General features: G+C 67.5%; 18 protein-coding genes. 9 read left to right on the top strand and 9 right to left on the bottom strand.

The genetic code is table 11. The annotated features are described in order from the left end of the window. Positions 1-47: 47 nt before the first annotated feature. The 3 genes from ACFXNW_RS07270 to ACFXNW_RS07260 are packed head-to-tail and all read right to left on the bottom strand — an operon-like array spanning position 48 to position 2,260. The gene (locus tag ACFXNW_RS07270) at positions 48-1,280 is read right to left on the bottom strand and encodes an RNA polymerase sigma factor (protein ID WP_379416681.1); all 1,233 of its coding nucleotides are present in this window, start codon (positions 1,278-1,280) and stop codon (positions 48-50) included. Then, the gene (locus ACFXNW_RS07265) at positions 1,277-1,606 is read right to left on the bottom strand and encodes a YciI family protein (RefSeq protein ID WP_379416679.1); all 330 of its coding nucleotides are present in this window, start codon (positions 1,604-1,606) and stop codon (positions 1,277-1,279) included. Before ACFXNW_RS07265 ends, ACFXNW_RS07270 begins: the two co-directional genes overlap by 4 nt. Positions 1,607-1,636: 30 nt before the next feature. Beyond that, positions 1,637-2,260, bottom strand: a complete 624-nt coding sequence (locus ACFXNW_RS07260; RefSeq protein ID WP_379416677.1) for a dihydrofolate reductase family protein — start codon at positions 2,258-2,260, stop codon at positions 1,637-1,639. Positions 2,261-2,433: 173 nt separating this feature from the next. Here ACFXNW_RS07260 and ACFXNW_RS07255 point away from each other — a divergent pair, with 173 nt between their 5' ends. After that, positions 2,434-3,660, top strand: a complete 1,227-nt coding sequence (locus ACFXNW_RS07255) for an acyl-CoA dehydrogenase family protein (RefSeq protein WP_379416676.1) — start codon at positions 2,434-2,436, stop codon at positions 3,658-3,660. Then, positions 3,657-4,436: an SDR family oxidoreductase gene (locus tag ACFXNW_RS07250; protein ID WP_379416674.1), complete on the top strand. Its 780-nt coding sequence runs from the start codon at positions 3,657-3,659 to the stop codon at positions 4,434-4,436. Before ACFXNW_RS07255 ends, ACFXNW_RS07250 begins: the two co-directional genes overlap by 4 nt. 121 nt (positions 4,437-4,557) lie before the next feature. Here the strand turns inward: ACFXNW_RS07250 and ACFXNW_RS07245 are convergent, their stop codons facing one another. Beyond that, positions 4,558-5,421 (bottom strand): LLM class F420-dependent oxidoreductase, encoded by an 864-nt coding sequence (locus tag ACFXNW_RS07245; RefSeq protein WP_379417337.1) that lies wholly within the window; start codon positions 5,419-5,421, stop codon positions 4,558-4,560. 369 nt (positions 5,422-5,790) lie between these two features. Here ACFXNW_RS07245 and ACFXNW_RS07240 point away from each other — a divergent pair, with 369 nt between their 5' ends. Both ACFXNW_RS07240 and ACFXNW_RS07235 read left to right on the top strand, forming a co-directional pair. Then, positions 5,791-6,390 (top strand): PadR family transcriptional regulator, encoded by a 600-nt coding sequence (locus ACFXNW_RS07240; RefSeq protein ID WP_379416673.1) that lies wholly within the window; start codon positions 5,791-5,793, stop codon positions 6,388-6,390. A gap of 3 nt (positions 6,391-6,393) precedes the next feature. Beyond that, on the top strand, positions 6,394-6,876 hold the full coding sequence (locus ACFXNW_RS07235) for a nitroreductase/quinone reductase family protein (RefSeq protein ID WP_379416671.1): 483 nt from the start codon (positions 6,394-6,396) through the stop codon (positions 6,874-6,876). A 131-nt stretch (positions 6,877-7,007) separates the two neighbouring features. On the opposite strand, the gene ACFXNW_RS07230 is transcribed toward ACFXNW_RS07235, so the two are convergent. The 4 genes from ACFXNW_RS07230 to ACFXNW_RS07215 all read right to left on the bottom strand — a co-directional run bounded on the left by ACFXNW_RS07230 (position 7,008) and on the right by ACFXNW_RS07215 (position 10,754). After that, positions 7,008-8,036: a methyltransferase gene (locus tag ACFXNW_RS07230; protein ID WP_379416669.1), complete on the bottom strand. Its 1,029-nt coding sequence runs from the start codon at positions 8,034-8,036 to the stop codon at positions 7,008-7,010. 165 nt (positions 8,037-8,201) lie between these two features. Next, on the bottom strand, positions 8,202-9,140 hold the full coding sequence (locus ACFXNW_RS07225; RefSeq protein ID WP_379416667.1) for an SMP-30/gluconolactonase/LRE family protein: 939 nt from the start codon (positions 9,138-9,140) through the stop codon (positions 8,202-8,204). A 43-nt stretch (positions 9,141-9,183) separates the two neighbouring features. Beyond that, a complete protein-coding gene (locus ACFXNW_RS07220) occupies positions 9,184-9,816 on the bottom strand; it encodes an NAD(P)-dependent oxidoreductase (RefSeq protein WP_379416665.1) in 633 nt (210 codons plus the stop codon). Next, a complete protein-coding gene (locus ACFXNW_RS07215; protein ID WP_379417336.1) occupies positions 9,813-10,754 on the bottom strand; it encodes an EamA family transporter in 942 nt (313 codons plus the stop codon). The genes ACFXNW_RS07220 and ACFXNW_RS07215 overlap by 4 nt, the downstream gene beginning before the upstream one ends. Positions 10,755-10,833: 79 nt before the next feature. On the opposite strand from ACFXNW_RS07215, the gene ACFXNW_RS07210 reads away from it, so the two are divergent. From ACFXNW_RS07210 to ACFXNW_RS07190, 5 genes are all read left to right on the top strand, one after another. Further along, positions 10,834-11,730, top strand: coding sequence for a LysR family transcriptional regulator (locus ACFXNW_RS07210; RefSeq protein ID WP_379416664.1), 897 nt, complete (start codon positions 10,834-10,836; stop codon positions 11,728-11,730). 161 nt (positions 11,731-11,891) lie between these two features. Beyond that, complete coding sequence (locus tag ACFXNW_RS07205; protein WP_379416662.1) at positions 11,892-13,055, top strand: hypothetical protein; 1,164 nt, start codon at positions 11,892-11,894, stop codon at positions 13,053-13,055. Continuing rightward, positions 13,052-15,172, top strand: a complete 2,121-nt coding sequence (locus tag ACFXNW_RS07200) for a bifunctional lysylphosphatidylglycerol flippase/synthetase MprF (protein ID WP_379416661.1) — start codon at positions 13,052-13,054, stop codon at positions 15,170-15,172. Before ACFXNW_RS07205 ends, ACFXNW_RS07200 begins: the two co-directional genes overlap by 4 nt. A 244-nt stretch (positions 15,173-15,416) precedes the next feature. Beyond that, the gene (locus tag ACFXNW_RS07195; protein WP_379416659.1) at positions 15,417-16,892 is read left to right on the top strand and encodes a DHA2 family efflux MFS transporter permease subunit; all 1,476 of its coding nucleotides are present in this window, start codon (positions 15,417-15,419) and stop codon (positions 16,890-16,892) included. A 194-nt stretch (positions 16,893-17,086) separates the two neighbouring features. Then, positions 17,087-18,808, top strand: coding sequence for a DUF3556 domain-containing protein (locus tag ACFXNW_RS07190; RefSeq protein WP_379416657.1), 1,722 nt, complete (start codon positions 17,087-17,089; stop codon positions 18,806-18,808). A 46-nt stretch (positions 18,809-18,854) separates the two neighbouring features. On the opposite strand, the gene ACFXNW_RS07185 is transcribed toward ACFXNW_RS07190, so the two are convergent. Further along, a complete protein-coding gene (locus ACFXNW_RS07185) occupies positions 18,855-20,333 on the bottom strand; it encodes an MFS transporter (RefSeq protein WP_379416655.1) in 1,479 nt (492 codons plus the stop codon). Between the last annotated feature and the right edge of the window lie 253 nt (positions 20,334-20,586).

The raw sequence follows: 20,586 nt of genomic DNA, 5'->3' as shown, positions 1-20,586 counted from the left end.
GTACGCGCGATCCCGAGTCGCCGACATCAGGACGTTGTCGCCGTGAGCTAGCCCAGCTGGTCGCGGCGCCGGGTCAGGTAGGCGGTCTCCGCGGTATTGCCCGCCAGCTCGATGGCACTGTCGTAGGCCGCGCGCGCGTCTCGACTGCGACCCAGCCGGCGCAGCAGATCGGCGCGAGCCGCGTGGAATGCGTGATAGCCGGCGAGTGTGTCCTCCAGTCGGTCGACGGCCGCCAGCGCCACCTCCGGGCCGTCGAGTTCAGCGACTGCGATGGCGCGGTTGAGAACAACGATCGGGGACGAATCGAGGCGGACGAGCTGGTCGTAGAGGGCGACGACCTGCGACCAGTCGGTATCTCGGACGTCGCGGGCCCAGGTGTGCACGGCGCTGATCGCTGCCAGGATCTGGTAGCGACCCGGAGCCACCCCGGAGGCCAGGCGTTCGCGCACCAGTCGATGGCCCTCGGCGATCAACGCGGCGTCCCAGGCGCCACGGTCTTGCTGGTCGAGGGGGATCAGTTCGCCACTCGGCGACACCCTGGTGGTGCGGCGGGCCTCGGTGAGCAACATCAGCGCCAACAGCCCGCCCACCTCACCGTCCTCGGGCAGCAGGTCACGGATGAGGCGAGTGAGCCGGATCGCCTCGGCAGTCAGGTCGTGACGGACGGGATCGGTGTCGGGGCCGGTCGCCAAATAGCCCTCGTTGAAGACGAGAAACAGCACCGCGAGCACGCCGGAGACCCGGGCGGGTAGATCCTCCGGGGACGGCACCCGATACGGGATGTGAGCCGCCTTGATCTTGGCCTTCGCGCGGGTGATCCGCTGCCCCGTTGTGGCCTCCTGTACCAGGAAGGCGCGGGCGATCTCGGGCACGGTCAGGCCGCCGACCATGCGCAGCGTCAGCGCCACGCGGGACGGCATGGCGAGTGCCGGGTGACAGCAGGCGAAGATCAGCCGCAGCCGCTCGTCGTCGATGGCGCCGAGAGGCTCGGGCGGGTCGTCGTCGGATAACAGCAGAGCCTCCTCGTGTTTGCCGCCGCGTTTGTTCTCCCGCCGGATCCGGTCTATGGCCTTGCGGTTGGCGGTGGTCGTCAGCCAGGCGCCGGGGTTCGGAGGTATGCCGTCAGCAGGCCAGCGCTCGACGGCGATCGCGAAGGCCTCGGCCGCAGACTCCTCGGCGATATCGAGGTCACCGAAACGCCTGGTGAGAGCGGCGACCACCCGCGCCCATTCCTCGTGGTGGGCCTGGGCGATCGCCTTCCGGACGTCGGTCCCGCTCACTCGGCGAGGAACGGCCGGACCTCGACTTTGCGCCGGCAGTGCTTCGATCCTTCAGCGGCGAGCTGGAGCGCTGCGTCGAGGTCGGGCGCCTCGATGATCCAGAAGCCGGCGAGGTGCTCCTTGGACTCGACGAAGGGTCCGTCGGTGAACATCGCCTCGTCGCCCCGGTTGTCGATGACGGTGGCCGTGCCGGGCGAATCGAGACCGCCGGCGAACACCCAGTGCCCCTCGGCCACAAGCCGTTCGTTGAACGCGCGGATGGCAGTCATCTCGTCCGGGGTGGCGGAGCCGGTCTTGTCGTCGATCACGGAAACCAGGAATTGCATCTCGGATCATCTCCTGTGGTTCGGGGACAATTATGGCGCGGTGGGGTCCTGGGTCGCGTACTGCGGGCGGCCGTCGGGTCGGTAGACCTGGATCGTCACGCCGTTCGAGGTGACTTGCGAGTCGATCAGGTGCAGCGCCGTGTCAGGACCGGTGGCGGGAAACAGCCGCGTGCCCTGGCCGAGGATCACCGGATAGGTGAGCAGGGTGATCTCGTCGACGAGCTGGTTGTCGAGCAGCCAGCGGATCAGGGTGCCGCCGCCGTGCACCTGCAGCTCACCGCCTGGCTTGGCCTTCAGCTCGCGAACGGCGGCCGCGAGATCACCGGACAGGACAGTGGTTTGCGCCCAGCCCGGGTCGGTGAGCGTGGCCGAGGCGACGTACTTGGGGCGTGAGTTCAAGGCACGCCCGATCGGACTGTTCGCCATCTCCGTGATCGCACCCCAGGAGTGGGCGAAGACCTCGAAGGTCCAGCGTCCGAACAGGAAAGCGTCGGCGCGCTGGTATATCCGGCCGAGGAACGTCTCGAGCTCGTCGTCGAACAGCGGAAGAGCCCATCCGCCGCGCTCGAATCCGCCCCTGCGGTCCTCCTCCGACGAACCGAGTCCCTGCATCACGCCGTCGACGGAGACGTTGGTGACAGTCGTCAGTTTCATGATCTCTCCTGCGGTCCCGGACGCTCCCGGTGAGCGCCTCCCACCTCTTCCACGAACGCCGTCGCCCCGATCCGACACCGCCTCGCAGATTTCTTCGGAGAACTTTCGCGCACATATTTGAAGTTGACGCCGGTTTCAACTACGGTCGGTGTCACCCGTCGACAGGAGGTCAGATGTCGCTGTTCGAGATCTCGGATCGTGCCGAAAAATACCGGCAGGACCTGCTCGAGTTCATGGATTCGCACGTATACCCGGCCGAGGCCGTCTACGAGGAGCAGATGCGCGCCTCCGGCGATCCGCATTTCCAGCCGCCGATCCTCGAGGAACTCAAGGCCGAAGCTCGCGCGCGCGGCCTGTGGAATCTGTTCCACCCGCATCCCGACTGGGGGCCGGGGCTGACCAATCTCGAATACTCGCCGCTGGCCGAGATCATGGGCCGCAGCCCACTCGCTTCGGAAGCGTGTAACTGCAATGCGCCCGACACCGGCAATATCGAGGTCTTCACTTTGTTCGGCAGTGACGAGCACAAGGAGAAGTACCTGAAGCCGCTGCTGGACGGGACCATGGCCTCGGCTTTCGCGATGACCGAGCCCGCCGTGGCCAGCTCCGATGCGACCAACGTCGAGCTGTCGATGGTGCGCGACGGCGACGAGTACATCCTCAATGGCCGGAAGTGGTTCGCCTCCAACGCCTTGCACCAGAACTGCAAGGTGATGATCGTGATGGGTAAAACCGATCCGTCGGCGGCACCGCACCGTCAGCAGTCGATGATGGTGGTGCCGATCGATGCGCCCGGCGTCACGGTCATGCGCGGTTTGCCGGTGTTCGGCTATCAGGACCGCGAGGGCCATGCCGAGATCGACTTCGACAATGTGCGGGTGCCCGTCAAGGACGTGCTGAAAGGGGAGGGGGAGGGCTTCGCCATCAGTCAGGCCCGGCTCGGACCCGGCCGCATCCACCACTGCATGCGAGCCATCGGCATGGCCGAGCGTGCGCTGGAACTGCTGTGCAAACGCGCGCGGTCGCGAGTGACCTTCGGCAAGCCGATCAGCGACAACGCCAATATCCAGGATTGGATCGCCGAAGCGCGCATCGAGATCGAGATGATCCGGCTGCTCACGCTGAAGGCGGCCTACCTGATGGACACCGTCGGCAACAAGGAGGCGCGCACCGAGATCGCGGCGATCAAGGTGGCCGCACCGCAGATCGCGTTGACGATCGTCGACCGGGCCATCCAGGTGCACGGCGCGGCGGGCGTCACCGACGACTTCCCGCTGGCCATGGCATGGGCGCATCTGCGCACACTACGCCTGGCCGATGGGCCGGACGAGGTGCACAAGCGGGCAATCGCCAAACAAGAACTGCGCAAATACCGCGACGCGGCGGGGGGAGCTGAATGACCGGCGCTGACCTGACCGGGCGCACCGCCATCGTCACCGGAGCATCGCGCGGCATCGGGCTCGCCGTCGCCCAGGCGCTTGCCGCGGCGGGCGCGAATATCGTAGTGACATCACGCTCCACCGAATCCGCGGAGGCCGCGGCGGCCGAGATCGGCCCGAAGGCGCTCGGTATCGGAGCGCACGCCGTCGACGAAGAGGCGGCCCGCGCGTGCATCGACACCACGCTCGAACGTTTCGGCAGCATCGACATCCTGGTCAACAATGCGGGTACCAACCCGGCCTTCGGGCCGGTGATCGACCAGGATCACGCACGGTTCGCCAAAACTTTCGATGTGAATCTCTGGGCCCCGATCCTGTGGACCGGGTTGGCTACCCGCGCCTGGATGGGTGAGCACGGCGGCGCCGTGGTGAACACCGCCTCCATCGGCGGCTTCGGCTTCGAGGCGAACATCGGCCTGTACAACGCGTCCAAGGCGGCGCTGATCCACCTCACCCGGCAGATGGCACTTGAACTGTCGCCGAAGGTGCGGGTCAATGCGGTGGCGCCCGGCGTGGTGCGGACGAAACTGGCCGAGGCGTTGTGGAAAGAGCATGAGCCGCTGGTCGCGGCGGCAACCCCGCTCGACCGGATCGGTGAACCCGACGATATCGCCGGCGCGGTCGCGTTCCTGGTATCCGATGCGGCGCGCTGGATCACCGGCGAGGTGATGGTGATCGACGGCGGGCAACGGCTGGGCGATCCCACGCTGTTCCGCGGCGGGGTGCCCGGTATGTGATACGCGGCAGCTGCGGTGCCCAGGTCGCTCGGCAGGTCGTCTCGGTGACCTGGCGGCGCTGACACCTCAGGGAGAGGGCATCGCATGGCCGGGGCGCACATGGTGTGCCCCGGCTCTGTCGTCAGTTCGCTGTCGGCGCGACGATATGGGCGAGCTTGTCCGACAAGCGTTCCAGGTAGGCGACGACCTCGGGCTCCGGCTTGTCCGGCAGCCCGTACAGCACATCGGTCACACCGCATTCGGCCCATTCGGCGAGTCGCTCGGCATTCGGTTTGATGTCGAGGGCGACCACCCGCGGATGGCCGGGACGGCCGGAGTCGGTCCAGATCTTGCGCAGCAACGCCAGCCGGTCGGAGATATCGGTTTCGCCCGGTGTGGTGATCCAGCCGTCGGCCGAGGTGGCGATCCACCGGAAGGTTCGCTCGGTACCCGCCGCGCCGATCAGCACCGGCACCGAGCCGCGCACCGGCTTCGGCCACGCCCAGCTCGCCCCGAAATCCACGTAGTCCCCGTGGTATTCGGCCTCTTCCTGCGACCACAACGCGGCCATGGACTCCAGATACTCCCGGAGCACGGTGCGCCGCTTGTTCGCGGGAACCCCGTGGTCGCTGAGTTCATCGGTGTTCCAACCGAATCCGGCACCCAGCACCACCCGTCCGCCCGACAGATGGTCCAGCGAGGCGATGGTTTTGGCCAGGGTGATCGGATCGTGCTCGACCGGCAAGGCCACCGCGGTCGACAATTCGATCCGCTCGGTGACCGCCGCCGCCGTCGCCAACGCCACCCAGGGGTCGAGGGTGCGCATGTAGCGGTCATCGGGCAGGGACTCGTCACCGGTCTGCGGATGTGCGGCCTCGCGCTTGACCGGGATATGGGTGTGTTCGGGCACATAGAACGAGTGGAACCCCATGTCCTCGGCCGCTCGCGCCGCGGCGGCGGGCGTGATTCCGCGATCGCTGGTGAACAACACGATGCCGAAACGCAAGGCGTCGCTGAGGGAACCAGAGCCGGTCATGTGTGCACTCCTTCGCGTCCGCCGAGGTGAAGCTGCCTCGGCGTAGGGCACCGCTACCCCAGTGAACGGGGATGCGGTGCCGAAGCGTCCAGATCTTCGGAAGTGTCTGGACAGGTGTTCGGAATATTATCCAACGGGAGTGACTCCAGCAAGAACGTGTTTCAGTTTAGCAATCGCCGGTGGCTCGAGGCGGGTGCGATCAGTCGCCGGGCGGGTGTGGTCGCCTGCACCTCGAAGCTCCTGGCGCGCCATGGCTACTCGCCAGGTTTCGGACGTGGCGGCGTCGCACGGGTCGCGCTATAGTCGAATTCGACTAGACGAACTCGACTAGGAGACCCGATGCCTCGAGAACTGCGGGCGCTGCGTACACCGCTGACGCTGGCGGTGCTCACCCTGCTGGCGGAGCGGCCGCGGCATCCCTACGAGATGAAGGTCGCCATCCGTGAGCGGCACGTCGACGATGTGGTGAAGATGCGCGGCGGCTCGCTCTATGACGCGATCGGTCGCCTCGAACGCGCCGGGTTGGTGCGTCAGCTCGGCACTGCGCGCGCGGGTTCCCGGCCGGAACGCACCGTCTACGAGATCACCGAATCCGGCCGCACGATGCTGCACGAGTTGCTGGAAGAGATGCTCACCGAACCGGTGAACGAGTATCCGCGGTTTGTCGCCGCACTGGCGCATCTGCCCGCACTCGGACCCGGGGCGGCTGCACGGCTATTGCGGCTGCGCGCCCAGCGCTTGCGTGAGGATCACGCCGATACCGCGCGGATGGTCGCCGAGCATTCGTCCGGAGTGCCGAGGGCGGTGCTCCTGGAAGCCGAGTTCCTCCAGCATCAGCGGGCCGCCGAAATCGACTGGCTCGACGGCGTCGCGGGCGATATCGACCACGGCATGTCGTGGCCGGATGTCGAGCTGAGTTCCGACAGTGACAAGGAGTAGACCATGACCGATGACAAGGATCGGATGCGGCGGCGGCTGAAGCCGTTCAACCGAGTGGTGATCGCGCTGCAAGGAGTCGGCCTCGCCGTCGGCACCATGCGGGTGCTGTCGGTGCCCGGCCGCAAGACCGGAACGCTACGCACCACGCCGGTGTCCCCGTTGACCGTCGATGGCATCACCTATGTGGTCGGCGGGTTCGAGGACGCGGACTGGGTGCGCAACGCCCGCGCGGCGGGTTGGGGCGTGCTCGCGAAAGGCCGTCGCAAACAACGTGTTTCGTTGATCGAACTGCCGGTGGCCGAACGTGAGCCGATCCTGCGCGCGTTCCCTGTGAAGGTGCCGCACGGGGTGCGGTTCATGCTGAACTCCGGCGCCGTCGAATCCGCCGACCCCGAGGCGTTCGCCGCTGCGGCGCCCCGATGCCCGGTCTTTCGGATCGAGCCCTCGCGCACCGTGGCCGACCCTCTGCCATCGGCCGGGCAGTAGTCCGCCTGGTCGGTGACCTACGTCGTCCGACGGCCTGCCGCCCGGCTCGGCCCGGGGACAGCTTCGATGCCTGCGGGTGCGGTGGAGGTGGCGCTATATAGTCCGTCGTCGGGCCGGTCACGGAGATTCGCTCAGCGAGGGACACATTCGATCGCGAGATGACCGAGTCGTGTCGGATGGACCCCCGCCACCGTAAGGCCCGCGTCGGCCGCGAGTGCGGTGTAGGCGTCGATGCTGCGTTCGCGGCCGCCGGACAGCACGAGCATGCGCAGGTTCATCTCCGCGAACGCCGCCGGATCAGCCGTGGAGTCATAGCCCTCGATCAGCACCACACGGCCGCTACCCCCGGCGGCTTCGGCGCAGCGGCGCAGGATCGTGACCGCCTGCTCGTCGTCCCAGTCGTGGATCACCCGGCACAGCACGTAGACGTCGCCGCCGGTGGGCAACGGATCGAAGAAGCTCTGCCCGGCGAACGCACACCGGTCTGCCAGCCCACGCGCGGCCAAGTTCTGTCGTCCACGCTCGACGGTCTCCGGCAGGTCGACCAGGGTGCCGCGTGCCCCGGGGTTGGCCTCGAGCACCGCGGCGAGCAACGTCGCGGTCCCGCCACCGACATCGACGACGTGTCGCGCGCCGGACCAGTCGTAGCCGTCGGCGGCTTGCTCCATGCCGATCGCCATCGCCGCGTCGAACGAGGCGCTCATTGCCGGATCTCGGTCCAGGTACTGCCAGAACGGTGCGCCGAACACGCTCTCCCAGGCCGGTTGTCCGGTGCGGACGGTGTGCAGCAGCCCGGTGAACGCGATATCCATCTGCCCGAAGAATCCGTCGAGGTCGAGGTAGGCGCCCATCGTGGATGGGTGATCGGTGCGCAACAGGGCCGCGATGTCGTTGTTCCCGAACGTTGCTGGGCTCGGTTCGGTGAATACGCCGTGGCAGACCAGATGCCGGATCAGGCGGCCGAGAGCATCGGCATCTGCTCCCGACAGGCGGGCCAGTTCCTCGACGGGCAGGGGTCCCTCTCGCAGGTGATCGGCCAGACGCAACGTTGCGGCGACCCGGACCGCCATCGGTGTCACCAGATCCATCAGCGGGCCGAGCACTTGCCATCCGGACGGCTCGTGGCCGTCCGGTTCTGCGTTCTCGCTGGTCGTTGCCAATGAGCACTCCCGCGGTCGCTGTCGATGCCTGAGCATCGCTGCCTGTGCTGTGTCCGGCACACGCAAGTGTGCCAACGGGTTCTGGACGAAGCAACCGTCCAGCGGCCCGGATAACCGCAGGGCGCTATGTCGGCCGGATAACCCGGGGTGCCTATGCCGCCCCGTTCATCGGAGCCGTTCGACGGCGACTGCGGTATACGGCGTGGTCGGCTCCGGTGGCGTGGTGAATCGGGCATTCGGCAGATACAGGCGCCCACCGAAGGCTGCGACGGTCGTGGGTACGTCGAAGCGAGCGTCGGTGGCGCGCCGCTCCACCGTGCCTGTCGTCCCCGCGTCGTCGAGGGTGACGACAGCGATCGTGTTCAGTCGATTCTGTACTACGAACAGGGTGTTGCCCTGCCGGAGCAGCCCGTCACCGCTCGGCAGCGTCTCGGCGCCCAGGTCGATCCGCCGCGTCGCACCCGAGGCCGGGTCGACGCGGAACAGTTGGCCCGTCGACGATTGCACGATGATCAGCCCGGTGCCGTCGGGGGTGCGCACGATCCCGTTGGCATTGATCGCATCGACCACGTAACCGATGTCGCCGGTCAGCGGCCGTCGCACTACCGCATCCGGGGCCGGCAGCGCACCGTCGCGGCCGATCGGCAGGTGATAGAGCACCGGCGTGCGCGAATCGGTGAACCATGCGCCGGACGGCGTGAGCACCACATCGTTGACGAAAGTGTCCGGCGGCGTGCCGAGGCGATAGCTCGCCAGTACCGCGCCGGTGGCAACATCCACCACCCGGGCATCGCCTCCGGTGCCTCCGGCGACGAACAGCCGGCCCCGAGGGTCGACCGCGAGGCCGAGCGAGGGGGTGCCCGAGCCGGGACTGAAGACCGAACCGCGTCCGGTCACCAGGTCGGCCCGGTACAAAGAACCGTCCGCCCGCGAACCGAAGTAGGCGATCGGGAACGCGCCGATCGCGATGCCTTCGGGTTGGAACCCGGCGGGAAGCTCGATCGTGGTGGGGAACAGCTGCGGATGCGCGTCTGCCTCGGCGGGTGCGAGCACCGTCGAAGCGAGACAGGCGAACACGACCGCCGTGCCGAGGACTCGGTTCATCACGCTCTCCGTCCCTGTCGGGTCATGACGTGCATGTCCCCACCTAGTATCCGACGGTGAAATGAATGTCCTCACGTGGATTTTCGAGTTCGTCGACCACGGCAACCGCCAGATCCTCGGCCGAGATCCGGGACGCGCCGCCGGAGTCGGTGAGCAGCGTGGTGGTGCCGCGCCGGTACCGCCCGGTGCGCGGACCGGGTTCGAGGATCGCAGGTGGACTGAGGTAGACCCAGTTCGCGGGATGGGGTCGGCAGGCCTCCAGTTGCGCGACGCTCGCCGCGGCGATCGAGCGAATATGCGTGGGCACGTAGTCAGGGCTGTCGAGAACAAGCAGGTCTGGTGTGCCGGGAACCCGCAAAGGGGCGGCGCCGCCTACGACGAGGATGCGCGATCGGGTCTTGGCAGCCGCGTCGAGCAGGGCAGTGGTCGTCGCAGTGACGGCGTGTTCGTGCCCGGGAGCGGGTCGAGTCGCTGCCACGATCGCGTCCGCGCCTTCGAAGAATCCGCTCATCTGGCCGGAGTCGTCGGCATTACCGGCGACGGCGACCACGCCCGGCGGCAGATCGGCCTGCCTCGGTGTCCGGAACACCGCGACGAGCTCATGGCCTCGACGCGCGGCTTCGGTGATGACGCGCGAGCCGGCCATTCCGGCGGCTCCGACGACGGCGATCTTCATCGTGTGGTTCCTTTCGATGTCAGCGGTGAAACAGCAGGTGCGGGCAGCTGGCCCGCGACGATCGCGGCGAGGGCGAGCGCGAACCCGGTGAGTTGGATCGGCCCGAGAGTCTGGCCGAGCAGAACGGCGCCCAAGATCGCCGCTACCAGCGGCGACAGCAGTACCAGCACCGCGACCGAGGCGACAGGGAGCACGCCGATACCGCGGAACCACACGACGTAGGCGAACAACCCGCCCACCAGGCCCATCCAGAGGTAGCCGAGGGCCGCATTCGCATCGATCGCAGGCGGCGCGCCCTCGACCAGGAAGGTGATGGGCAGCAGGAACAAGCCACCGGCGGTGAGCTGCCAGCCTGCGAAGGCGGTCGGCCCGATCTCGGGCGGACGCCCCCAGCGTTTGGTGAGTGTCAGACCCAACGCCATCGAAGCCGCGCTCGCGACACCCGCCACGACGCCGACAGTATCGAGGGCTGCGCTCGGCCCGATCACCACAAGGCCGACGCCGACGACGCCGATCAGCCCCCAGCCCAGCCGCCACGCCGACAGACTTTCGCGCAGCACCGGCACGGCCAGCAGTGCGACGGCCAGCGGCTGCGCGGCCGCCAGGGTCGCGGCGACGCCGCCGGGCAGGTGCTCGGCCGCGAGGAACAGCAGCGGGAACGGCAGCCCGATGTAGAGCACACCGAGCGTGGCGGCCTTCCACCACCAGGACCCCTGCGGCAGCATCCGGGTGAACGCCAGCGCGATCAGCCCTGCAGGCAGCGCGCGCAGCAGACCCGCGAACACCGGATGTCCCGGCGGGAGGAGTTCGGTGGTGACGACATAGGTCGTGCCCCAGGTGATCGGGGTAAGCGCTGTCAGTGCGGTGAGAGGCAGGTTTCCGTAGCCGGGGCCCGCGGCCGGTCCGGCGGAAACCAGCTCCGCTGCTGAACTTTTCATACTCACCATCTCACCCTCATTCGATCAATGAATCCAACACATGTTTGTCACTACAACGATCGTGATTCACGATTGATGGATGGAGCTTCAACAGATGCGCTACGTCCTCGCCGTCGCCGAGACGAACAGCTTCACCCGCGCCGCCGAACGATGCCATGTCGTGCAGTCGGCCCTCAGCCATCAGATCGCGCGCCTGGAAAGGGAACTCGGCGCGCGGCTGTTCGAACGCACCAGCCGCCGGGTCCGGCTGACCCCTGCGGGCGAAGCGTTCCTCCCGGCCGCCCGGCAATGCCTGGACGCCGCCGACCGCGCGGCCGCCGAAGTCGCGGCCGCCGTCGGCGAGATCCGTGGACGCCTCGCCGTCGGCCTGATCCCGTCGGTCGCCGCGGTCGACGTGCCCGCCGCATTGCGCGAGTTCCGGCTGCGGTACCCGCACGTGCGCATCAACCTGCGAGTGGGTGCGAGCGAAGGGCTGGCCGAGCACGTCGAACAGGGAGCCCTCGACGTCGCGTTCCTCGGACTGCCGCCCACCGCGCAACCCCACGGGGTCGCCGCCCATGAACTCGCCCGCGATCGGCTCGTCGCCGTCGTCGCACCGGGTCATCGGCTCGCGGACGCACGGGCGGTGGACCTGCGCACCCTGTCGTCGGAGGTCTTCGTGGACCTTCCGCCCGGGACAGCCGGACGCGCACAATCCGACCAGGCCTTCGCGACGGCCGGGCTGGACCGTGACGTCGCCTTCGAAGTCACCTCCGCCGACTACATCGCCCGCCTCGTCGGCCAGGATCTCTGTATCGCCATGCTCCCCTCGCTGTGGGTGCCCCACTTGAGCGGCGTGGTGACCATCGAGGTGACAGATGGGCCCACACGCGTCGAGTACGTCGTCTGGGGCCGAACCACTCGGACCCCGGCGGCGACCGCGTTTCTCGACATCCTCGGCATATCGACCACCCCGCCACTCGCACACAAGACCTAGAGACCCGGGCAAGGCCGCTGTCGTGGTGTCCGCGCGCTCATCCTCCACGGGTGAAGCCCCGCGGCTCGCCGCGCCGCATGCTGTCGTTGGAGGTCGCGGGCGTGTCAGAGTGAACCCGACACGTCGACGGCCATACACGGTGACAATCGGCAGGATCGGTCATGGCGGATGCGGATACCGGCAGCGGCTCGCCCGATAGCAGTGCAGACTCGCCCGATAGCAGTGCAGAGAAGGTGCCCGACGTCGGCGCCGCACGTGAGGACTCGCGCGCGGGCTCCGGCGAGCCACGCCCGGCCGCTGCCACTCGACCCAGACATCGACTGCGCTGGACCGCGGTGATCGCGCTGCTTGTCGTGACCGGCGTTCTTGCGATGGCCTCAGTGCTGGCTCGCGTCGCACACAGCGCGGTCCTCGACACCGACGGCTACGTCGACACTGTCGCGCCACTGGCCACGGATCCGGCGGTCAAAGCCGCACTCGCCGATCGGATCACCGAGGAGATCGTCACCAGGATCGATATCGAGGCGGCCGTATCGCAAGCGTTGGCGGATGTGGCAGGCGACGGTGAACGGCGCGATCGCGTCATCGCGAGCCTGGCCCCGGTCATCGCCGACCAAGCGGAGGATTTCGTCCATGAAACGGTGTCCTCGCTGATCGATTCCGACGAGTTCGCCGACCTCTGGGCCCGCGCGAACCGTGCCGCGCACCGCACCGTCGTCGCCGTGCTGACCGGGGAAACACGCACGGAGGCAGTCGATATCGACGACAGCGGGACCATCAGCATCTCGCTCGCCGCGATCATCGACAAGGCGAAAGCGCGGCTACTGGAGCGCGGATTCGTCTTCGCTGAGCGGATTCCGCCGGTCGAGGCGCAGTTCGTGCTGGTGCAATCCCCGGAGCTGGCCAAGGCGCAACGCGTCGTCGACGCCCTCGACCATGCCTCCGGCGTCCTTCCGTGGGTGACTCTGCTCGCCGCGGCGGTGGCAATCGCCGTCGCGCCCACAGGCTCTCGCCTTCGCGCGACGGCAGCGCTGGGGGTGGCGTTCGCCGTCGCAATGGCGGTGCTCGCTCTCGCGATCCAGTTCGTGCGGTCGTACTACCTAGATAACCGGGGGTCCGCCGTCCGCTCGGCGGACGCGGCCGCCGCGGTATTCGACACCGTGACTCAACCCTTGTGGAACACGCTGCGCGTCGTCCTTGCCATCGGCGTGATCGTCGCGGTGGTGGCTTATCTCGTCGGTGGCTCGGCTTCGGCGCGCGCGATCCGTCGCGGTGCGGCTCGGCTACCGGGAGTGTCGAAACCCGAGACAGAGGCGCGGCCATGACAGCTGAATCGACCGAGACCAGCCGCTCCGGTGCTGATCGGATCCTCGGGCTTGCGCGCCGTGGCGCCGCCGGAGCCCGGCGATTCCCACTGACCCTGCTCGTCTGCGTCGTCCTCGTCGCCACCGGCCTGGTCTCTCGAGGATTCTGGCGGGCGGTCTCGGAGACAGGTTGGTACGACTCGGTCGCCTACGGTGTCCCCGCCCTCCGGGACGGCCGCTGGTTCACCTTCTTGCTCGGCCCGTGGTTCGGGTCCACCCCCGGCCAGTTTGTGTCGATGGTCTTGCTGGTGGCGTCCGCCTTCGGCATCGGCGAGTGGCGGCTCGGGACGCGCCGCACCCTCGCCGTCGCGGTCTCGGGCCAGCTGATCGGTGTGCTCGGCGCATGCGGGCTCATCGTCGCGGCCGAAGCGACGAACTGGCCGTGGGCGGTCGAGCTGGCTGCGGTGCGCGATGTCGGATGCACGACGGCGGTGATCGCGGTCCTCGCGGCCGCGACCGCGACGGTGCCCTCGCCGTGGCGGCTGCGAGGACGCGCGGTGCTGTACGGGTATGTCATCGTGTCGTTCCTGTTCCTCGGCCGGTTCGCCGACGTCGCGCACCTGATCGCGTTCGTCGTCTTCGTCTTCGCCGGAGAGAAGTGGTTCGCGCGTCGTGAGCGTGGGATACGCCCACGAACGAACCGCGAGGCACGGTTGGTTGCCTCCGTCGGTCTGTGGCTCATCGCTGTCGTCCATGTGACGGTGTACCTGGTCCCGGGCGACGGGCCGTTCGGTCCCACCTCCGCCTCCGACGAGGCCTGGTGGTCGGCGGTACTGACCGTCGTCGTGGCGGGCCTGCTGGCCGAACAGTTGCGCCGCGGCAGACGGTGGGCCTGGTGGGTGACGCTGGCGTACGCGCTGTTCGCCGTCGCCGCGACGATCCTGGTGGTGGTCCTGGTCGTCACCACGGACTTCGAGAGCCTCGGCGCCGTGACCGCGGGCACCGGCCTGCTGTGGGCGGGCGAGGCGGTACTGCTGATCGCCGGTCGCAGCGCGTTCACGGTGCCTCGGCGCCGGACGGTAGCCGGTGGCGGCGAGTCGACCGACGATCCGGCCGGCCACGCACGATCGCTGATTCGCCGCCACGGCGGCAGCACCATGTCGTGGATGATCACCTGGGACGGTATCGACTACTTCTTCCCACAGGGGCGCGACGCCGTCATCGGGTTCCGGCGCCACGCCGGTGTGGTGATCGCATTGGCCGACCCGGTGTGCGAACCCGCGCAATCGGCCGCCGTCATCGACGATTTCCGGGCTTTCGCCGAATCGCAGGCGCGGATCCCGTGCCTGTTCTCCGTCTCCGAGCACACCGCGACGGTGGCTCGTCAGTTCGGCTGGCGGGCGCTGCAGATCGCCGAAGACACCCTCATCGACCTGCCGGAACTGCAACTGACCGGAAAGAAATGGCAGAAGATCCGATCGGCGATGAACAAGGCCGACAAGGCCGGCACCACCTTCGTGCTCGGGCGCCTGGCCGAGCAGCCGGTCGGGGTGCTCACCCAGGTCCGTGAGATCTCCGAACAGTGGGTCGGTGAGAAGGACCTGCCGGAAATGGGATTCACCCTCGGCACCGTCGAGGAAGCGCTCGACGACGAGGTCCGGGTAGCGCTCGCGGTGGGCGCCGACGGTACGGTGCGGGCCGTGCTGTCCTGGCTGCCGGTGTACGGCGCGGGAGAGCGGATCCTCGGATGGACCCTCGACGTCATGCGCAAACTCACGACCCCCGAGGCGAACAACACCATCGAGTTCCTCATCGCGCGTTCGGCGCTGGCGTTCGAAGAGGAAGGGGCAGAGTTCGTTTCGCTCTCCGGTGCGCCCCTGGCCCGCGCTGAAGACAGCGGCGATATCCGCGGGATCGACAAGGGACTCGACCTCATCGGCGCCGCACTCGAACCGTTCTACGGATTCCGTTCACTGCACCACTTCAAAACCAAGTTCAACCCGCGCTACGAAGGCGTCTACCTGTGCTTCCGCGATGAAGCCGACCTCCCGCGCATCGCAGTGGCGATCTCGCGCGCATACTTGCCCACCGCCACCCCGCGCCAGCTGGCGGCCATGGTGCGGGAGCAGCGGGGCTGACCCCGCGAAAAATCGAGTGACTTGACCTCAATGGTGGTTTAGCTTGTTTGCTTGTCTGTGAGTCCGAGAAGGCTCGGCGAGGCCGACAGCGAGTAATCGCAGACGGCACTGCCGGAGTTGATCGGGCCGCGACCGATGAATAGATCGGACGGTCCCCGTCTGATCTGGTGTGGCGCCGCGCAAGGTCGACGATGACCTGCCATCAGGCCACATCACTGTGCTCACGATTACCGGAGGTACCCCGATGCCCCTCGCACTATCCGACCGCCGGAAGGAAGGGCAGCGGACACCGATGGTCATCCGGCTGCTGGTGCTTGCGACCTTCGTGGTGATTCTGAACGAAACCATCATGATCAACGCGATCCCGCGGCTGATGACCGATCTCCACATCACCGAACGCTCGGCGCAGTGGGTGTCCACCGTGTTCATGCTCACCATGGCAGCGGTCATCCCCGTCACCGGGTGGTTCCTGCAGCGGGTCACCACCCGGCGGGCCTATGCGATCGCGATGGGCGTGTTCCTCGCGGGCACGGCACTGTCGGCGGTCGCCCCGACGTTCGCTGTCCTGCTGATCGGGCGCGTCATCCAAGCCGGCGGTACCGCGGTGATGATGCCGCTGCTGATGACCACGTTGATGACGGTGGTGCCCGAGCGCGACCGTGGCCGCGTCATGGGCAATGTCACCCTGGCCATCTCCGTCGCGCCCGCCATGGGCCCGGTCCTGTCCGGCTTGGTGTTGCAGGTCGGATCGTGGCGCTGGCTTTTCGTGGTGGTGCTGCCGATCGCCGGGCTGGTCACCTGGCTTGGCCTGCGGCGGCTGGAGAATGTGGGCGAGCCGGAGGCAGGCGCGATCGACTGGTCCAGTGTCGCGTTCGCCGCCCTCGGATTCGGCAGCCTGGTCTACGGCCTGAGCCGGTTCGAAACCGGTAGCGTCACGACCCCGGCACTGATCGTCGCGGCCGGTGTCGTGCTGATCGGTGTGTTCGCGTGGCGTCAGCTGCGGCTACAACGCACCGGCACCCCGCTGCTGGATCTGCGCATTCTGCTGTCCGGTACCTACACCAAATCGCTGATCTTCATGTCCATCGCATTCCTGGCCATGCTCGGATCTATGATCCTGCTGCCGCTGTACCTGCAGAACCTGCGCGAGCTCAGCCCCCTGAGCACCGGCCTGCTGGTCATGCCGGGTGGTATGGCGATGGGCTTGCTCGGCCCGACGATCGGTCGCCTGTTCGACCGGTTCGGTGGACGGATGCTGGTGATTCCGGCGTCGATCGGCATCACGGTCTCGCTGGCCGGGTTCACTCAGATCTCGATGAGCACCCCGTACTGGCAGCTGCTCGTCCTGCACATCCTGCTCATGGTGTCGCTGGCCGCGGCGTTCACCCCGGTGTTCACCCTCGGCCTCGGTGCCCTCCCGCAGCATCTGTACTCGCACGGCAGTTCCATGCTCGGCACGCTGCAACAGGTGGCGGCGGCGCTCGGCACCGCGCTCGTGGTGACCGTGATGTCCACGCGCAGCACCTCGTTGATCGACGACGGCGTCGATGCGACGACAGCTCACCTCGACGGTATGCGGCTGGCCTTCGGTGTCTCGGCGGCACTGGCGGTGATCATCATCGTGGCGGCGCTGTTGCTGCCGAACCGGTCCAGCGCCACCGAGGAACCGCAGGGGTCGGATGAGCCCGAGGAACCGGAGCTGGAGCTGGTCAAGAACTGACCGGTCATCCTCGATCGCAAGCCCTCTCGCGCTGAAACTCCCAGCGTGAGAGGGCTTGCCGAGTATTTGGGGCGGTCCACCTCCGCGTCTCGTGAAGGCCGACGGTCGCGCGTTTTTCGGATATGCGAACGGGTGCCAGGGTGCCCGCTAAAGTAGAACACGTTCTTATTCTGGGAGACAGAACGGATCGTGTGATGGGATTTCTTCGTCCCAACCTGCCGGTGGTCGACTACGCCGAATGGAGCAGGGGCACGAGGTCGGAGAAGATCCGGCCGATGGCCAGGCACTGGGCGGAGGTGGGTTTCGGTACGCCCGCCGCGCTGCACCTGTTCTATGTCGTCAAGATCGTGCTCTACATTCTCGCGGCATGGCTGATCGCGGTGAGCACCCCCGGCATCGACGGTGTCGCGGACGTGGGTTCGTGGTGGACCGAACCCATCGTGTTCCAGAAGGTGGTGCTGTTCACCCTGTTGTTCGAGGTGCTCGGGCTCGGCTGCGGCTTCGGGCCGCTGAACAACCGGTTCTTCCCGCCCATGGGCTCGATCCTGTACTGGTTGCGGCCCGGCACCATCCGGCTGCCGCCGTGGCCCGGCCGGGTGCCGCTCACCGCGGGCACGGCCCGTACGCCCTTCGATGCCCTGCTGTACGGCGTGCTGCTGGTCCTGCTCGTGGTGGCCTTGTTCTCCGGCGGCAGCGGCCCGATCCCGGAACTCGACACCACCGTGGGTGTGCTGCCGACCTGGAAGATCGCGGCGGTCCTGGTCGTCCTCGCCGTGCTCGGATTGCGGGACAAGGTCATCTTTCTGGCAGCCCGCGGTGAGGTGTACGCGACGCTTGCGGTGACCTTCCTGTTCACCGGTGTCGACATGATCGTCGCCGCGAAGATCGTGTTCCTCGTCATCTGGATGGGCGCGGCGATCTCCAAGCTGAACAAGCACTTTCCGTTCGTGGTCTCGACCATGATGTCCAACAATCCGGTGCTGCGGCCCAAGGTCGTCAAGCGGATGTTCTTCGAGCGCTTTCCCGACGACCTGCGGCCCGGCCGTCCCTCGCGCGTGCTGGCACACGGCGGCACGGTCGTGGAGATGTGTGTGCCGCTGGTGCTGTTCTTCAGCCACGGCGGCTGGCCGACGGCCATTGCCGCGACCGTGATGATCTGCTTCCACCTGACGATCCTGGTGGCGATCCCGATGGGCGTGCCGCTGGAATGGAACGTCTTCATGATCTTCGGCGTGCTGACGCTGTTCGTCGGTCATGCCGATCTGGGCTTGGCCGATGCGAACAACCCGGTGGCGCTCGGACTGTTGTTCGCCGTGCTCGCGGGCGTGGTGATCCTCGGCAACCTCTTCCCGCGCAAGGTCTCGTTCCTGCCGGGCATGCGGTACTACGCCGGGAACTGGGACACCACGCTGTGGTGCATCACGCCGTCGGCCGAGGCGAAGATCCGGGCGGGCATCATTACCGTCGCAGCCATGCCCGCCGCCCAGCTCGAGCGGTACTACGGCAGTAAAGAGGCTGCGCAGATCCCGCTCTACCTCGGTTACGCGTTCCGCGCCTTCAATACCCACGGCCGCGCACTGTTCACCTTGGCTCACCGTGCCATGGCAGGCCGGGACGAGTCCGACTACACCATCACCGACGGCGAACGCATCTGTTCCACCGCGCTCGGCTGGAACTTCGGTGACGGTCACATGCACAACGAGCAGTTGATCGCCGCGCTGCAGCAGCGGTGCGAATTCGAGCCGGGAGAGGTGCGGGTGGTGCTGCTCGACGCCCAGCCCATTCACACCCAGATTCAGCGCTACCGGCTAGTCGATGCCGCGACCGGCGAATTCGAAAGCGGCACGGTGCGGGTCGCCGACATGGTCTCGAGGCAGCCATGGGACGACGACCTGCCGGTCTATCCGGCGCAGTGACGACGCGAGTCGCTGACGTCGAACACCGCCGAGGGGCGCCGGCACCTCATGCCCGAACGGGCCGGTAGCCGGAAGACATGGATCCGGGCACGGCTGCCTCGACCACGTCGACCGCGTGCCTGCGGTTTCCGCTCGCGCGCAAGAATGCGGCGACGACCACGGCCGCGAGCGCCGCCGTGCCGCCCAGGCCGAAACCGAGCCGGAACGACATTTCAGCGGGGGCGGCTGCGCCGGCGGTCTGCATGGTGATGGTGGTCAGCAGCATCGCCAGCACCGCACTGGCGCTCGAGGAACCGATCATCCGCATCAAGGTGTTCAATCCTGTGGCAGCCGCGGTCTCCGATTCCGGGACCGCGCTGATGACCAAGGCGGGCATCGTGCCGTAGGCCAAGCCGACCCCGGCGCCATTGATCGCGGAGACGAGGGCCAGCTGCCACACCCCGAAGGTCACCACGGTGGCGAAGGCGTACCCGAGGCAGGTGATCAACAGACCGGCGATGAGCGTGGTCTTGGCGCTGAAACGTTGCGACAGCCGACCGGCGATGGGGGAGACGAGCATCATCACGAAACCTGACGGCGCGAGTGCAAGGGCCGCGACGACGATCGAATGCCCGGGGCCGTATCCGGTGCTCGGGTCGGCTTGGAGCAATTGCGGCGTGAGCACCTGCTGGGTGAACATGGCGAAACCGGCCAGGACGGCGGCGATATTGGTCAGCAGCACCGGACGCGACATCGAGATCGCGATATCGACAACGGGATTGGTGACGCGATTTTCGTACCACACCCACCAGGCCACCAGCACCGGGCACAGCGTCAGTGGAATGATCACCGCGGCACTCGACCACCCCCACGCCGCGCCCTTGGTGATCGGCACCAGCAGACACAGCAACGTGGCGGCCAGACCGAGCGCGCCGACGTAGTCGAATCGCCCGGGTGTGCGCACCGGGGACTCCGGGACGAAGATCCGCACCACGACCATCGCGATGATGCCGATGGCCGCCGCGGACCAGAACATCAGGTGCCAGTCGAAGTGCTGAGCGACGAACGCCGAGACCGGAAGCCCGACCGAGGCGCCCGCGCCGAGCGTGGCGCTGATCAGGGCGATCGCGGTCGGCACCCGGACCGGGCGCAGCTCGTCGCGCAGGATGCTCATGCCCAAGGGAATTGCGCTGAGCGCGGTGCCCTGGAGTACCCGGCCGAGCAGCACCACCCACAGCGTGCTCGACAGCGCGCAGATCGCGCAGCCGAGGGTGAGGATGCCTAGGCAAGCGAGCATCACCCGGCGTTTGCCGTACATGTCCCCGAGCCGCCCACTGATCGGTGTCACCACAGCGGCGGTCAGCAGGGTCGCGGTGATCACCCACGACGCGCTGTCGGCGCCGACGCCGAGCATGCCGGGCAGTTGTGCCGCGAGGGGGATCACGATGGTCTGCATCAGGGCGGCGAGGATCCCGGCGAAGGCGAGCACCGTGACCAGCACGCGCCCTCGGTAGGCGCCCGCGAGTCGCGGATTCCACCACGTCATTCGACCGGTCCGTACGCCCGTCGCAGCCACACCTCTCCCTTCGTTTTATATATAAAGCACCAATAATTTAGCGGTGCTAATCAAGTGTGGTGTGACGAGTCCCAGAATTGGGCGTCCCGTCCCGCTGCCTGGGATGCTCGTGCGGGGCGGCAAAGGCCGCAGGCCCCAGGCGGCGGCGCGCGGCGGAGTCTCACCTCGGAACCGGAAGACCATGCCTGACTGTCAGCAGTTCGGCGGACTCGACCTCGTTCGG

This window comes from Nocardia sp. NPDC059180, assembly GCF_042754945.1.
In the GTDB taxonomy this organism is placed as follows: domain Bacteria; phylum Actinomycetota; class Actinomycetes; order Mycobacteriales; family Mycobacteriaceae; genus Nocardia.
The sequence above is the reverse complement of the archived record's forward strand: the minus strand, read 5'-3'. Positions and strand labels throughout refer to the sequence as shown.

Bases quoted from the DNA above. Each gene is read 5' to 3' on its own strand.
- ACFXNW_RS07220 (WP_379416665.1), bottom strand. From the start codon at position 9,816: ATGAAGATCGCCGTCGTCGGAGCCGCCGGAATGGCCGGCTCGCGCGTC.
- ACFXNW_RS07185 (WP_379416655.1), bottom strand. From the start codon at position 20,333: ATGACGTGGTGGAATCCGCGACTCGCGGGCGCCTACCGAGGGCGCGTG.
- ACFXNW_RS07225 (WP_379416667.1), bottom strand. From the start codon at position 9,140: ATGAACCGAGTCCTCGGCACGGCGGTCGTGTTCGCCTGTCTCGCTTCG.
- ACFXNW_RS07210 (WP_379416664.1), top strand. From the start codon at position 10,834: ATGGAGCTTCAACAGATGCGCTACGTCCTCGCCGTCGCCGAGACGAAC.
- ACFXNW_RS07195 (WP_379416659.1), top strand. From the start codon at position 15,417: ATGCCCCTCGCACTATCCGACCGCCGGAAGGAAGGGCAGCGGACACCG.
- ACFXNW_RS07235 (WP_379416671.1), top strand. From the start codon at position 6,394: ATGACCGATGACAAGGATCGGATGCGGCGGCGGCTGAAGCCGTTCAAC.
- ACFXNW_RS07190 (WP_379416657.1), top strand. From the start codon at position 17,087: ATGGGATTTCTTCGTCCCAACCTGCCGGTGGTCGACTACGCCGAATGG.
- ACFXNW_RS07255 (WP_379416676.1), top strand. From the start codon at position 2,434: ATGTCGCTGTTCGAGATCTCGGATCGTGCCGAAAAATACCGGCAGGAC.
- ACFXNW_RS07260 (WP_379416677.1), bottom strand. From the start codon at position 2,260: ATGAAACTGACGACTGTCACCAACGTCTCCGTCGACGGCGTGATGCAG.
- ACFXNW_RS07215 (WP_379417336.1), bottom strand. From the start codon at position 10,754: ATGAAAAGTTCAGCAGCGGAGCTGGTTTCCGCCGGACCGGCCGCGGGC.
- ACFXNW_RS07265 (WP_379416679.1), bottom strand. From the start codon at position 1,606: ATGCAATTCCTGGTTTCCGTGATCGACGACAAGACCGGCTCCGCCACC.
- ACFXNW_RS07240 (WP_379416673.1), top strand. From the start codon at position 5,791: ATGCCTCGAGAACTGCGGGCGCTGCGTACACCGCTGACGCTGGCGGTG.
- ACFXNW_RS07200 (WP_379416661.1), top strand. From the start codon at position 13,052: ATGACAGCTGAATCGACCGAGACCAGCCGCTCCGGTGCTGATCGGATC.
- ACFXNW_RS07205 (WP_379416662.1), top strand. From the start codon at position 11,892: ATGGCGGATGCGGATACCGGCAGCGGCTCGCCCGATAGCAGTGCAGAC.
- ACFXNW_RS07250 (WP_379416674.1), top strand. From the start codon at position 3,657: ATGACCGGCGCTGACCTGACCGGGCGCACCGCCATCGTCACCGGAGCA.